General features: G+C 39.5%; 14 protein-coding genes. All 14 read right to left on the bottom strand.

Annotation, left to right across the window (positions count from 1 at the left end):
* Positions 1–413: 413 nt before the first annotated feature.
* Positions 414–1,208: a septum site-determining protein MinD gene (gene minD, locus AC2VNP_RS15810; protein ID WP_486918255.1), complete on the bottom strand. Its 795-nt coding sequence runs from the start codon at positions 1,206–1,208 to the stop codon at positions 414–416.
* Positions 1,209–1,257: 49 nt separating this feature from the next.
* Positions 1,258–1,947: a septum site-determining protein MinC gene (gene minC / locus AC2VNP_RS15805; RefSeq protein WP_486918254.1), complete on the bottom strand. Its 690-nt coding sequence runs from the start codon at positions 1,945–1,947 to the stop codon at positions 1,258–1,260.
* Positions 1,948–2,051: 104 nt separating this feature from the next.
* On the bottom strand, positions 2,052–2,576 hold the full coding sequence (gene mreD / locus AC2VNP_RS15800; protein WP_486918253.1) for a rod shape-determining protein MreD: 525 nt from the start codon (positions 2,574–2,576) through the stop codon (positions 2,052–2,054).
* Entirely contained in the window at positions 2,573–3,442 is an 870-nt protein-coding gene (gene mreC, locus AC2VNP_RS15795; protein WP_486918252.1) for a rod shape-determining protein MreC, read from the bottom strand. The genes mreD and mreC overlap by 4 nt, the downstream gene beginning before the upstream one ends.
* 19 nt (positions 3,443–3,461) lie before the next feature.
* Positions 3,462–4,502, bottom strand: coding sequence for a rod shape-determining protein (locus AC2VNP_RS15790; RefSeq protein WP_486918251.1), 1,041 nt, complete (start codon positions 4,500–4,502; stop codon positions 3,462–3,464).
* 140 nt (positions 4,503–4,642) lie between these two features.
* On the bottom strand, positions 4,643–5,335 hold the full coding sequence (gene radC / locus AC2VNP_RS15785; RefSeq protein ID WP_486918250.1) for a RadC family protein: 693 nt from the start codon (positions 5,333–5,335) through the stop codon (positions 4,643–4,645).
* 68 nt (positions 5,336–5,403) lie between these two features.
* On the bottom strand, positions 5,404–5,976 hold the full coding sequence (locus tag AC2VNP_RS15780) for a Maf family protein (protein ID WP_486918249.1): 573 nt from the start codon (positions 5,974–5,976) through the stop codon (positions 5,404–5,406).
* A gap of 629 nt (positions 5,977–6,605) precedes the next feature.
* Entirely contained in the window at positions 6,606–7,778 is a 1,173-nt protein-coding gene (locus AC2VNP_RS15775) for a hypothetical protein (RefSeq protein ID WP_486918248.1), read from the bottom strand.
* 176 nt (positions 7,779–7,954) lie between these two features.
* Positions 7,955–9,178, bottom strand: coding sequence for a type II secretion system F family protein (locus AC2VNP_RS15770; RefSeq protein WP_486918247.1), 1,224 nt, complete (start codon positions 9,176–9,178; stop codon positions 7,955–7,957).
* Between the two features lie 26 nt (positions 9,179–9,204).
* Positions 9,205–10,239, bottom strand: coding sequence for a type IV pilus twitching motility protein PilT (locus AC2VNP_RS15765; RefSeq protein WP_486918870.1), 1,035 nt, complete (start codon positions 10,237–10,239; stop codon positions 9,205–9,207).
* 17 nt (positions 10,240–10,256) lie between these two features.
* Complete coding sequence (locus tag AC2VNP_RS15760) at positions 10,257–11,930, bottom strand: GspE/PulE family protein (RefSeq protein WP_486918246.1); 1,674 nt, start codon at positions 11,928–11,930, stop codon at positions 10,257–10,259.
* Between the two features lie 42 nt (positions 11,931–11,972).
* Positions 11,973–13,457, bottom strand: coding sequence for a hypothetical protein (locus AC2VNP_RS15755; protein WP_486918245.1), 1,485 nt, complete (start codon positions 13,455–13,457; stop codon positions 11,973–11,975).
* Positions 13,454–14,014: a hypothetical protein gene (locus tag AC2VNP_RS15750; protein ID WP_486918244.1), complete on the bottom strand. Its 561-nt coding sequence runs from the start codon at positions 14,012–14,014 to the stop codon at positions 13,454–13,456. Before AC2VNP_RS15750 ends, AC2VNP_RS15755 begins: the two co-directional genes overlap by 4 nt.
* Positions 14,015–14,052: 38 nt before the next feature.
* A complete protein-coding gene (pilM, locus tag AC2VNP_RS15745) occupies positions 14,053–15,186 on the bottom strand; it encodes a type IV pilus biogenesis protein PilM (RefSeq protein ID WP_486918243.1) in 1,134 nt (377 codons plus the stop codon).
* Positions 15,187–15,213 lie beyond the last annotated feature (27 nt).

The raw sequence follows: 15,213 nt of genomic DNA, 5'->3' as shown, positions 1-15,213 counted from the left end.
CTTTCGTTCACGCTTTCTCCTAATTTTTTACTTTATCGCTCATGATTCTTTCCCTTTCGTTCACGCTTTCTCCTAGTTTTTTACTTTCGCGCTCACGATTCTTTCCCTTTCGTTCACGCTTTCTCCTAGTTGTTTACTTTCTCGCTCACGATTCTTTCCCTTTCGTTCATGCTTTCTCCTAGTTTCTTCCTCTAGCGCTCACTATTCTCTCCTTTTGGTTCATGCTTTATCCTAATACTTTCCTCTAGTGCACACCAATCTCTCTCTTTGGTTCACGCCTCCTCCTAAATTCTTCCTCTAGCGCGCATCATTCGCTGTCTTCTGGTTTATGAAACTATCTTCTAAACATAAAAAAATAAAAGCGCAACGGATTTTAGACAAATCCATTACGCTTATACTCTTCAAATCTACTATTAACGGATACCAAAGAATTTCTTTACTCTTGTAAAGACGCCTTTGTCCTCACCAAGTGACATAAGAGGAACCGTCTCACCTTGAATTCGTCTTGCAATATTGCGGTATGCAAGCGACGCTTTGCTTCCTGGGTGAAGAGCAACAGGCTCTCCTTTGTTTGAATGCTTAATGACATTTTCATCATCAACGACAATTCCTAGTAATTCAATTGCTAGAATACTAACAATTTCATCGACGTCCAGCATTTCACCGCTCTTCATCATATGATTACGGATACGGTTTACAATCAGTAATGGTGGTTCTACGTTCTCTTTTTCTAGTAAACCGATGATGCGGTCTGCATCACGAACCGCTGATAACTCAGGAGTCGTCACAACAATCGCTTTATTTGCGCCAGCAACAGCATTTTTAAATCCTTGCTCAATTCCGGCTGGACAGTCGATTAAGACATAATCATAATCTCGTTTTAACTCTTCTACAATCGTTTTCATTTGCTCAGGTGTTACTGAAGACTTGTCCTTTGTTTGAGCAGCTGGCAATAAATATAAACATTCGAACCGCTTGTCTTTAATTAGGGCTTGCTGCAAGCGACAACGTTCTTCTGCCACATCGACAAGATCATAGATGATTCGGTTTTCTAATCCCATGACAACGTCCAGATTGCGAAGACCAATATCTGTATCGATTAAGCAAACTCTTTTACCTGAAAGGGCTAGGGCTGTTCCGATGTTAGCGGAAGTTGTCGTTTTCCCGACGCCCCCTTTTCCAGAAGTAATTACGATAGCCTCTCCCACACATATTTCCCCTTTCTTCCTCTATGTCAAATTCCAACCGATGTTCCCTTTAAGTAGTCACCTTTTCAAGTGATCGATTTAAACTTGGACGTAACCAAGGTAATTGTTGAATTCGTTCCAAAACAATGGAATTATCATTAGAATTTATGTAAGCACACTCCATTTGACGGTCCACTTGTTCATTTCGATTGGGCTCTTGACGTAAATGTTCATTAATTTTTAACTGTGAAGGTGCCATCACAGATGCTGCAATGACTGCCGTTTCATCTCCTTCACTTCCAGCATGCGCCATTCCCCGTAATGCTCCCATTACAAAGATATTACCTGAAGCAACTACTGCTCCTCCAGGGTTAACATCACCAATCAATAATAAATCTCCATTAACTTTAAAAACTTGACCCGAGCGAACGATTTTAGACACCATGACGGTTTGCTTTTCCTCTGCCAATCGTTCTGCTTCTTCTTTAGTAATGACTTTCGTTTCAATTTGATCAATGACTAAATTTTTACCTTCACAAACGAGGTCTTGAAGTGCCTTCTCTTGTTCCTTAGTTAAATAACGGTTGCCCGTATCAATATAAACTTTCACTGCAGGACCATCGGATTTCTCGTAATGTTTAGAAGATAACTTTTCTTTCAGCTCTTCCATGATATTTTCGAAACTACAATTATCACTTAATAAAAATGTTAATCCGTCTTTTGTCCCTTTTATTGTAACGTGGTGTTTCTTTTGTAACATTTATAGTTCACCTCAGAGTAGGTTAGATCCATTTACACCATTACTGTTATTTCTACAAAAAGACTAAAATCTCCTCTTTTAGCGGAAAGAATTTTCAATTTACTTTAATGTTTTTGTATTTCTTCGATTTTCTTTAAGTAAAGAAGATACTTACGTAAAGGATATAAAATGATGAGTGAAAAAATAAAATTTAAACCTAATGTTGAAAATAAACGTCTTTGTAAAAACTCATCATGTGTCATTGCCGTAATATTAAGCATCGAATTAATTCCAAATGTAAAGTATTCTACAATGATGACCGCTACTAATGTAAGTAACACAACAACGGTATAGCTTCTTCTCACATAAAGGTGTGACAAGGATAATAGATAAGCAATAAATCCAAGACAAAACATATACACACCAAGTAATTCTGTATAAACGACATCATAAAGAAGGCCAAAGATTAAGCCATATATAATTGCATGAGTCTTCCCTAAGAAAATACCAATAATGACCATTGCAACGACAACAAATCTAGGGATAAACAGCAGATCACTCCAATATTGCTCAGGTGCATATACTTGAAAGAGTGACCCTTCAATGACAAAAATAAATAACATAATTAAAGGAAGAAGAATTCGATTCACAATCCATCTCCCTCCGTAAGTTCAGGATCTAATGTCGTACTAGTTCTTTCAATTACAATAACATAGTCTAAACCATAGAAATCTGCTGCAGGTTGGATATACGCGTTTTTTGTTAGCCCGTATTCATCTGGCTCAATCTCAACAATTTCACCGATAATTAAACCACGTGGATACACCCCACCAAGCCCCGAAGTTGTAACTGTTTGTTCTACTTCGATATCAGCGTCAATATCTAGTTTCTTCAACATCAGCATTCCTGTTTCTGGATCAAAGCCTTCAATAAAACCATATGCAGGTACTTCAGATTGAACCATTGCAGACACACGGTTGGTACGATCATTATCGGTTAACAATTGAACTTTAGAAGAAAATTGTCCGACTTGATGAACCTTACCAATTAACCCACCTGCGGTAATGACCGCCATATTTCTTTGAATGCCATGTTCTGATCCGCGGTTAATTCCTATAAATTCGCTCCAACGATCTGGGTTACGATGAATTACCGTTGCTGTTCGCATTCGATAATCACTTAACGTTTCTTCTATTTCAAGTGTTGCTTTTAACGTATCATTTTCTGCCTTTAACATATTACGCTCCACCGATACTTGAGCGTACTCTTCTAATCTTGCTTTTAATACTTGATTTTCCGCATAGAGTCCTTGTAATTCATTGAGATTCTCAAAGAAACCCGCTGCAAATTGAGCGGGTTTGGAAACAAGGGTTTGAACCCATCCAACAGTGTCCTTCATAAATTGCTCTGGCCAAGTTACTCGGTCACGGTCACTCATGGAATATCCAATTAACGCAACAAGTATAATAATGCTCACCATTAAGACAATGAGCCGTTTATTTGAAAAAAATGTCATTGTCTACACCTACTTACAATTACGATTTGCGACCGGAACGAACTGTAATTCCCGCTCTCGAACGGAATAAATGAATATTTTCTAACGCTCGACCTGTACCAAGTGCTACACAATCGAGTGGATCTTCTGCAACAATAACCGGCATATTCGTTTCATCACTAAGGACACGATCTAAATTACGAAGAAGCGCCCCGCCACCTGTTAATACGATTCCACGATCCATAATATCTGCTGCTAATTCAGGAGGAGATTTCTCTAGTGTGTTTTTCACTGCATCCACAATTGCATCAACCGTATCTTTTAGGGCATCTGAAATTTCAACAGCTGTAACTGTAATCGTCTTTGGCAATCCTGTTACAAGATCACGACCACGAATGTCCATGTCCTCTACACCTTCAGGAGAACCTGCGGAACCAATTTCTAACTTTAATGCTTCTGCCGTACGTTCACCGATCATTAAGTTATACGTCTTTTTAATGTATTGAATAATCGCATCGTCCATTTCATCACCGGCAACTCGGATCGATTGACTAGTTACAATACCACCTAAAGAAATAATTGCAACTTCTGTTGTTCCACCGCCAATATCAACAACCATACTACCGGTTGGCTCCCATACTGGTAAGTCTGCACCAATCGCTGCTGCAAACGGCTCTTCAATCGTATAAGCTTCACGAGCCCCCGCTTGTTTTGTCGCATCTTCAACAGCGCGCTTTTCAACAGCAGTAATACCCGATGGTACACAAACCATCACATTTGGTTTTCTTGTAAAAATCGAACGTTGCCTGAGAGCTTGTCGGATAAAATGTTTTAACATCGTTGCAGTTGTATCAAAATCAGCAATTACGCCATCTTTCATTGGACGAACGGCAACGATATTTCCTGGAGTACGACCGATCATATTTTTTGCATCGTTACCTACCGCCTCAATCGAACCTGTATCTGTTCGCAAAGCAACTACTGAAGGTTCGCGAACAATAACACCTTTACCCTTCACATATACGAGGGTATTGGCTGTACCTAAATCAATTCCTAAGTCTTTTGAAAAACCACCAAACATCTATGTATCTCCCTTCATGAAACCCAAAACTCATAAAGTATATTATACTGAATATCATTGCAAATGAATAGTCTCAAAGTACCCTATGCGATAATTTTACACGTTTATTTTAAGAGTGAAATATTGGATTTCTTAATATTTTATGTCAAATATCCTTTCTCCTTTAAACTTATATACGTTCGATCCCCAATTATGACATGGTCCAACAGCTCAATTCCAAGAATTTTTCCACATTCGCCTAAACGTTTCGTTACCTCAATGTCCTCCCGACTAGGCGTCGGATCACCTGAAGGATGGTTGTGCAGACAAATGAAAGAAGCTGCCGAACGGCGAAGGGCTTCTTTGAATACCTCCCTTGGATGGACGATGCTTGCATTCAAGCTGCCAATAAAAATCGTTTCCCGATGAAGGACGTGGTTTTTCGTATTTAAATAAAGACATACGAAATGCTCTTGCGTTAAAGACCGCATGTCCTCCATTACGTAGCGTGACACATCTTCTGGTGACCGTATGACGTATCGTTCTTCAAGTTTAAGGTTCGTAATTCGTCTTCCTAACTCTAGGACCGCACAAACTTCAACCGCCTTTGCTTCACCAATCCCTTTAATTTCCTTCAGTTCTTCAACAGTCGCATCTTTTAGCATCGTTAACCCGTCAAATTTCTGTAGAACACGTTGAGCCAGTTGTAAAACGGATTCATCTTTTGAACCCGTTCGTAAAATAATTGCAAGCAGTTCTTGGTTCGATAAGTACTTAGCCCCATCAGCTAGAAGCCTCTCGCGGGGACGCTCGTGATTAGGTACATCACGAATTAGAAGGGACTGCTTGGTCAAGTAACATCCTCACCTTCCTAGCGTTTGCCATTTTTCTTCATTTCATCCAATAGAATAGGAATTTTTATCTATATATTAGGGATAATTCCGAAGTGACTTAATTCTCGAACGGTCAAAGCTAATGGCAAGCCTACAACCGCAAAATAATCGCCAGCAATTTCTCGGACTAATGTAGCTCCAAAGCCTTGAATTCCGTATGCTCCTGCCTTATCAAAAGGTTCATCGGTATCCAAGTATCGTTCAATTTCAGCATTGGATAGTTCCCAAAATTGCACACGAGTCTCAACAAAAAAGGTCTTTCGTTGTTCGCTGCTTAAAATTGCGACACCTGTTATCACAGAATGCTGTTTTCCTGATAAAGCAGTTAGCATTTCTTTGGCGTGATCACGGTCAGTAGGCTTTCCAAGAATTTGACCTTCTAATACGACGACGGTATCCGAACCTAGCACGACAGTATCTTGATTTGATTTAAAAACAGCTTCTGCTTTTTGTAAAGCTAACGACTGAACAAATTGTTCGGGAGAAAGGGTGGGATCGATCGTTTCATCAATATCGCTCGTTTGCACGGTGAACGAAATGTTCGCTTGTTCCAATAATTCTTTTCTACGCGGAGAACCTGAGGCTAATATGAATGGTTTCATGAAGGGCACATCCTTTACAATAAAATCTTAGTAATAGGTCTATTGTACAAGGATTAGTTAAACTATACCAAATGATACTATTGACTTTAAAGAGATGTTATCGAATCTTTACAGTAATTAAACATTTCGATAAGATTAATTGCTAAGAGCCTAGCTAAACCGACTCGCGGCCGCCGATTGGTATATCAGGCTGGGGAAAATTAGATCCTGTCGGGTCGATCCACAGCATGAAACTTGAAGTCCATTAATTAAGGGGACTGAGAGGCTCTTATTTGAGCTAAATCCTACTATTCAGACGATTTATAGGACTCAGAGGCCCTTATCTCGTTAGTTCTTTAAAAAAACAACACAAATTGTAGTAAATAAGGGCCCCTGAGTCCGTTACGGAGCAAAAAAGCCACTTTTTACTGAATTAAGGGCCTGTGAGCCCGCAAAAAAAAAACAACACAAACAACTTAGGTCCATTAAGCATAGGCCCCTTAAATCATAGGAACATAAAGACGCTCAGATTATACTCTGAGCGTCTTCTGCTTTCTTATAGTTCTATCGTTATTGCATCTATGCTATTTATCATTACTTTAATTAGCAACTCTCTAGAAATCAAAGCAAACTGAATTTTGTTTAGGAAGTTATTTTATCGTTTGAATAAATGCGTCATACGCAAGTAATGCTTCTAGAAGGTGTTGCTGGATGCCCCATAGGTTTGCTTCTTGTTGTTCCCCTTTATACGCTTCAATTTGAGTAGCGGCTCCAGCCATGCTTGATAGGAATTGCCCAGCATGCTCTTGTGCTTCTCCCGGCAGTTCAGCTAGTATGGTTGAGCCTTGATTTCTCCACTTCAGATATTGCTCTAAAAAGGTGTCGATGTTTTCTAAGGCGTAACTTTGTCCGGATAAGCCAGCCACTGAGAAGCGAGCTAAATCGTTAAACATTCCGCCACCTTGAGCAAAGAACTCTTTTACAGCTTCACTTTCAATCGACTGCATAGAACCATTTACAGCAAAGGGCTTAACATACGTATCTTGACCGTGTTGTTGATATATTTGGCTTAAGCGACCAGCCTCTTCTTTTTGAAGCCCAAGTCCGATGAACATCAGCATCGGCTCACCATCGGTTTTTAATACGGCTGCTTGTCCTCTGCTTTTGATCGAAGAAACAATTTCGTTTCCTTTTTCACTACTTGAAAAAGCGCCGCCTTGAACAATTTCAACCGATAAGTCCGGCAGTGTTACAGCTGAAGCCTGTCCATTCGCCATTGTTTCAACCGCTTCATTTGGCGGAACTAGCGAAGCCGTTGTGTTTCGATCCGCGTCTCCGGTAAAAGCGGTTAAGACCATAAATCCGAAACCGACGCCGACGATAATTGCTGATACACCCGCGATAATAAGTGAAATCGGCAAGCCCGAGAACGTGTTCTTTAATCGATCTGCCGCCTTTTTCTTTCGTTTGTTTGGCGGGAGTTTGGGAACCCACTTCCGATTCCCATCATCCCAATACGGTTGTTCTCTCGTTTCTCTTTCTTCTTTCATCTGATTAAAATCGATGATATTGCTTGTAAAATAACTTTGAGTATCATCCACCTTTTCCGGCTGCTGTTCTTCTATTCGTTCGGTCTTTTTTTCCTCTTTCCATTCGAAGTCTCGTTCTAACGGAGGTGGTTCTGGACTTTTCGGTCGGATCGGTTCATTCAAAGGACTGGACTCAACCGGCTGATCGTTTTTTGTTTTCTCTATTTGATGAAACGAATGTTCTTTACCGTTCAACTTCACTGAAATGCGTTGCTTTTCTTGCTCCACCATCACTCGCTCCTCTCCTGCTTCTTATTTTCTTAATTCTATTCTATTAATTTGGATTAGTAGATAGAACTAAAAGTAGAAATTTAATAGAGAAGAATTTGAAATCATTCAAAGCACGACTCTAGACAATAAAAAAAGAACAAAACTTAGGAGTAAGTCTTGTTCTGGTTGCTGATTCGATATTAACCAAAGTTGTTATAAATAGAAAACATCGGCAACATAGCAGCAAGCACGATTGTTCCTACTATCACCCCAAGGATGACGATCATTAACGGTTCGATAATCGCACTCATACGTGAAGCCATTTGTTCTACATCTTCTTCATAAAAATCGGCAACCTTTTCTAGCATCGTATCTAACTGACCTGTTTCTTCACCGACTTTAATCATATGACTTACAATCTTGGGAAAAACCCAGCTTTTATCTAATGGGTCTGATAAGCTTTCCCCTGCTCTAAGAGACTCTTTTGATTCATTAAGTACTTTTGCTACAACATCATTGTTCGCAATTTCCGCACTCATCGTTAAGGTTTGCAAAACAGGAACTGAGCTGGAAAATAGCGAAGCCATTGTTCGCGTAACTCTGGCGATAATTGTTTTTTGAAATAATAAGCCGAAGACTGGAATTTTCAGTTTCATATAATCTAGCATAAAATGCCCTTTAGGATTTCGATAGATCGCAATAAAAATAAGCACAAATAAAGCAACAAATAATAGAACTATATACCATCTGTAAATCAGGAAATCAGAAATACTCATGACGATTTGAGTAGGCACTGGGATTTCTCCACCCATGCTCGTTAAATTGTTTAGAAGGCTTGGTAATACATTTGTTAATAGGATGATAACAACGACTACGGCAATAATCGATACCGCAATCGGATACATCATCGCTGACTTTACTTTTTCTTTTACACGATGTTCTTTTTCATAGAAGGTTGCTAAACGATCCATGACATTTTCTAAGTCCCCACTCGTTTCCCCAGCACGAACCATATTGACAAAGATTTTATCAAAGATCTTTGGAAAGTCGGAGCAAGCTTCAGAAAAGGATGTTCCTGAACGAATATCATTATAAACATCATCAAGTGCTTTTTGAAAAATCTTTGATGAGACTTGTTCAGATAAAATGCGAATTGACTCGGTGATCGGTGTACCTGCCTTTAATAAGGTAGCTAACTGCCGGCAAAAAACTACGAAGTCACGATTTTTAACAGGCTTCCCAATGACGATGTTTAACTCATTTAAATCTTTATTCCAAACCGTTTCCTTACGTTTTGAAAGTTCTGCAATATAAAGCCCTTGACCTTTCAATTCCTTAACGGCTACTTCTTGTGTCGGGGCGTATAGTTTTCCTTTTACTTCTTTTCCCGTTTTTGAATCAATTGCTTTATAGAGAAAGAGCATAATGTTCTCCCTTTCATACAAGATTTTTACTCATGTCGGTCCCATCCAGGAACAAATTCATCAGCGACAGCACGAGTCACTACCCCTTTATGAACTAGGTCGGTAACTGCCATATTAATCGTCTGCATGCCACTGCTTTTACTCGTTTCCAAGATCGTTAAGATTTGATGAATTTTATCTGAACGGATCAAGTTCGCAACTGCTGGATTACTTACTAATATTTCTAATGCTGCAACTCGTCCTGTTTCATCGGCTGTTGGCATTAAACGTTGTGAAATAACCCCAGACAGCGTACTCGCTAATTGCATTCTTATTTGCTGATGCTGTTCCCCTGGAAACACGTCAATAATTCGGTGAACCGTTTGAGAAGCTGTTGTCGTATGAAGAGTACCTAAAACGAGGTGGCCCGTTTCTGCAGCTGTAATCGCTGTTTGGATCGTATCTAAATCACGCATCTCACCAACTAAAATGACGTCAGGATCTTGTCTTAAAGCTGCACGCAAACCAATCGAAAAAGATTGACTGTCTTGTCCAATTTCACGTTGGTTGACGATACTCTTTTTATGATGATGTAAATACTCAATCGGATCTTCGAGTGTTAGGATATGCTTACTCATATGTTCATTAATATAATCTATGATCGCTGCAAGCGTTGTTGACTTTCCGCTACCTGTTGGACCTGTAACGAGTAGTAAACCTTGTGTTTGTTTGGCAAAATACTTAACGACTTCTGGTAGATTTAAATCACTTATCGTAGGGACTTTACTATGAATGACACGACAAACGATACCAATGGCTCCCATTTGCTTAAATAAATTGACACGGAAACGACACGCATCTTCTAATGCATATGAGAAATCTAATTCATTCGTTTGTTCAAATTTTTCAAACTGACTTGGAGTTGTAATTTGCCTGGCTAAGTCAAGGGTCATCTCATTTGTTAAAACTTGTGAGCCTACTTTTTTTAGCTTACCGTTTATTCGCACAATCGGTGTCGTATCGACGGTAATGTGTAAATCAGATGCTTCATGTTGAAAGGCAAAATATAATAGTTTATTCATATCCAAGACCAATCACCCTACTCTCCAACGGTTACTCTATAGATTTCATCCAATGTCGTTAATCCTTTAGCTACTTTCATGAGACCATCTTCAAACATCGCCACAAAACCTTTTTGCTCTACGTAATGACGATACTCAGAATCAGAAGCTTTTTTCGTAATCATTTCTCTCAAGTAATCATCAATCATGACGGTTTCATGAATTGCCATTCGTCCTTTGTAACCCGTACTATTACACGTAGCGCAACCTTCGCCTTTTACGATCTTTGTTGTTTCAATTCCTCTTGAAGTGAACAGTTCTCGTTCTTTATCGGTTAATTCGTATGGAACTGCACACGAAGGACATACGCGGCGAACCAATCGTTGAGCAACAATACCGGTAAGTGATGAAGACACAAGGAACGGTTCAACTCCCATATCGATTAAACGGCTAATCGCACTAACGGCATCGTTTGTATGCAAAGTGGTTAAAACTAAATGTCCAGTCATCGCTGATCGCAAAGCAATTTCAGCTGTTTCGGAGTCACGAACCTCACCGACCATGATAATGTCTGGATCTTGTCGCAAGATCGAACGAAGACCGGTGGCAAACGTCATACCGATACTTGAATTCACTTGGACTTGGTTAATTCCTTTTAACTGGTACTCTACAGGATCTTCAACCGTAATAATGTTAACACCTTCTGAATTTATGTTGGATAATGCCGAATACAAGGTCGTCGACTTACCGCTTCCAGTAGGACCAGTAACAAGCATAATCCCATAAGCTTGTTTGAGCATCTTTCGGAAATTTGCTTCATTTCTTTCAGAAAAACCTAGTCGGTCAATTCCTAATAAAACATTACCTGTATCTAGAAGACGCATGACCACCTTTTCACCAAAAATGGTAGGTAAACACGAAACACGCAAGTCTATTCTGCGGAGATCAACATCCATTTTAAACCGTCCATCTTGCGGTAAACGCTTTTCAGCAATATTTAAATGCGATAAGATCTTGACCCTTGATACAAGAACGTTGTGCATGTTTTTAGGGATCGTTCGTTCAGGGCGAAGAACCCCATCGACACGGAAACGAATGACGGTTTCTGTTTCTAGCGGATCAATATGAATATCACTGGCACCGACTTGGGTTGCTTGGCTAATTAACTGATTCATCATTTTGGCAACCGGTGAATCATCAGACTGTTGAGCCTCAATCAGCGCTTCTTCATCATCATTCGTATTGATATCTTTTAACATTTGATCAATCGATTTTTGCATTCCATAGTAACGATTAATCGCTAAACGCAGCTCTTCTTTTTTCGCTATCGCTGGCTCGATTTCAAACCCCGTACTTAACCGAATATCATCAATGGCAAAGTAATCAAGCGGATCTGCCATCGCAATCATCAGACGATCCCCTGTACGTTTAACCGGAAGCAGTTGATAGCGACGTGCTAATTCTTCATTAATTATCCCAATAATCTTCGGGTCAATTTTTTGTTTATATAAATTGATATGAGGAATACCAAGCTGAAACTCAAGGACCTCTATAATTTGTTGTTCGTCAACAAAGTTCATTTGGACGAGCTGATCTCCTAAGCGATTGTTCGTTGACTTTTGTTCGTGAAGTGCTTCCATCAGTTGATCTTCCGTGATGACACCTGCTTCAACGAGCAAATCTCCTAACCGTCTGCGTTTTTGTATGGCCATCTTTATAGCTCCTTTTCTATCAAACTAGCTATTAGGCTGTAATCACTTTTCTGTAAAACTAACATACCCATTCAAGGTAAGCATGAAATCGAGCAGTGCTCCTTGCGCCTGCCACAAGTGAGATCGTTGGTTATGACTTTGATAGTTCTTTAATGCCGTTTCAAGTTGTTTGGTATAAATCAATGTATTTTCTAATTGTACCTTCCAATTCATATCCGAGCTATTCGTCATCACTTCTCTCGCTCTTAGTTCATAGACACGAATTTTAGCAGCAATCCATTCCATTTGTTCCGATGAAATTTGATAATTAGTTTCCGTCAACCCTTTTGTAATAACAGGAGACACAGCTGAAACCACATCCTGTGCATCTTTTGCTAATGCCGTATTTCCTTTCGCGTTAAAAGGAACTTGATCGACCCACGAATGAAAATCTTTATTTACAGACTTCAAGTAATTAGCTAGCTGATCAGCTGAAGATTTGTCATGAGCCACCCCTGTATAAACAACAAATCTAGTTTCATTGGCTTGGCTTTCTCTCTCAATTTCTCTTGGGTACATGCCGGCATTTCGTAAGTTAGTTACTTGTTCAAATAACGTCGCTTCCGTATTGTATCCGCCGGTTTGAACAACGTAAAATACTAGATTCGCTTCTTGTTCACCTGCTGCTGGCTCCAAGTAACGTTTTGATTGATCAATAGGCTTAGCTTCTATATTTGATGTTGGTGTGTCTGGTGATGCAGCAGGAGAATTTTCACCATTTGTTCCTGTCTCATATGGACCTTCACTTCCACTGCTAATTTCAGGTGTTACTTCTATATATCGGTTTAATTTATTGGGATCAAAATTATAATCTAACTTAAAGTCTCCGGCATCTTCAATAAACTCTAAAAAGTCTTCACAATAAAAAGCACGGAGTGTTGCCGACGCTTGTAATCGTTCAGTTTCACTGTCTAAAGAATAATCATAGCTCTGTACATGAATGATGCGTTTTAACTTTTCAACTTCTTCAATGAAAGAATGTACATCCGCTTCTTTTCCGTTCATACTAATAGACATTTCAATAGAGGAGACATGAAGTGCATTTACATCAGCCACTTGTGTTTCAAGAAGAGAATATAAGTCCTCGTCTAAAATGTTTCTCCAGGATTGTACGTCTTGTCCTTCATTTTCCTGTGCCTCACTTCGTTCACTTGGATGAATACTGATCGATACACTATCAATCACAGCACCTGTATCTAGTTCAGTTCTCTCAAGGTCCGCAATCACTTGTTCCACATTAGGGCGCATTGGTACACGATCAAGGAGTGCTTTTTTCTGAAGTGGTGTTAAAGATTGAGCCGTTAGTTTACTAATCTGTGTTTGGTAGTGAGCGATGTCCGTTTGAATACGCTGGAGTTCCTCTTGTTGACTACGTTCCTCTACCTGTAAAGGTCGAACGAAATACATATAAAATACTGCTAATAATAAAAAGAAAATAAGAACACTGTATAAGATCGGATTTTTATTGTTATTCAACCATTCAGTCACGATTCTTCACCTACTATCGTATCGAGCTTTAATGTAAATTGAGTTTGATACAGTAAATCTTCATTTGAAGTTGAAATCGTTTGTACTTCAGCACTCGTCACTAACTCTGCCTGTAATAGCCGATTTAAATAAATCGCAGCATCGCCTTTTGAATGGAACGTGATTTGCATCGAAAGATCACCATTGTTTAAAAATGAATAAGAATTTACTTCCGCTCGATCAGGCAGCAACATGTAGACACGTTCTTTTAGATCGATCGTATCTTTGTAGATCGTATCTAGTAAAGTATTCATGTTCGTATAATAGTCAATATAGTTGTATTCCGTCATTCCCGTTGTTTTCGTAAGAAACTCTTGTTCAGCAGCGTTTCGGACTTCCGTTTGAGTCGCAACTTCCTGTTCTAACGATTGAACGGAGCTATTCGTATCAACATACATAAAAGTTAGAAAGCTAGCGGCTACAATAACCGCACAAGCGCCCGCAACTGGAATGACGGGAACGCCTCCTCTTTCTTTTGCTTTTACTCGTTGAGGTAACAAATCAATGCTAATATTCACAGGTATCGCTCCAATCCTTTTGAAACGTAAGTAGTCATTTACTTCTTTTTCTTCTCTCTTTTTTCATTGCCCCGCATCGCCAGTCCGATCGCAACGCTGCACCGATCTAGCAAGTCATGTTGCATAAATCCAATATCGACAATAGAACTATAATCAATTTGAACCACTTCGTTCGGGAGTCGTTCAACTAATCTTGAAAAAATGTGCTGCGTTTTTTCCCCCGTAACAATCATTCGATCAAACTCACTATCTCGTTCTCCTAAAGAATAGCGGTAGAAGTTTTGTGCTTTTTGAATTTCATTGAGTAAATCTTCAACATACGATTCCATTTTTACGTCTTTTGTGATTTCTGTCGTCGCAGCCACTTCTTCCTGTAAAGGTATTTCTTCTGCATCAAAAGAAAGAACGTCGTCTGCTGGACTCAAATCTACCGTTAATTCACTACTACGGTTTAACTCCATCGTACGTGAAAAAACAATTAATCCGTCTTTGAAAATATGAATATCTACAGTTCCACTAGACGCATCAATAATCATTTCAGTACCATTCAGCCAGTTTGGATGCGTGTGAAGTAATAGACGTTGAAGGGCTAACGCTCTTAACTCCGCCTTTAACGGTTTAAAGCCTGCCTCTTCACAGCTTTCTAGCAAACCTTCCGAAAGTTCACGTGACGTTGCAAAAAATAAAATCTCACTACGCGGTCCTTGCAGCTCCTTCTCCACACTTTCTGTTAATTCTTCTAAAGTAAAGTCATCTTCGTCTGATGAATTTTCTTTCTTTTGTTCAGGTTGGATTGAACCAATTTTAACAAAATCATAAATCGGATCTTCAAATGGAAGGTGGATCGTTTCACCAATCTGAAACTGCAGCAACTTCGCTAATTCAGGCTCGCCTACATCTGGTAGTGTATTAACTTTACGAATTAACGAATGCTGTGTCGGGATCGCTAAATGCGCATGTTTTGAAGCTTCTTTATGTTGCTGTAAGTATGTCGAAAGTGCCGTTTCAAGCAAGCCCTTTTCTTGCACTTTTCCACCGGCAATAACCGTATCTGTTAATGTCGTTTCATAGACTTGCTGCAAGACAGGCAGCTCCTTGTCCATCTTGATCGTCGCAAACGTCACTTTCTTCTCACGAAAATCGATGCCTGAGTATTTGTTGATGAAAAACATAGGGTCACCTCAAAGATTAAATTTATC

The organism is Alkalihalobacterium sp. TH-98 (genome assembly GCF_057473385.1).
This window is presented reverse-complemented; position numbering and strand designations above follow the sequence as displayed.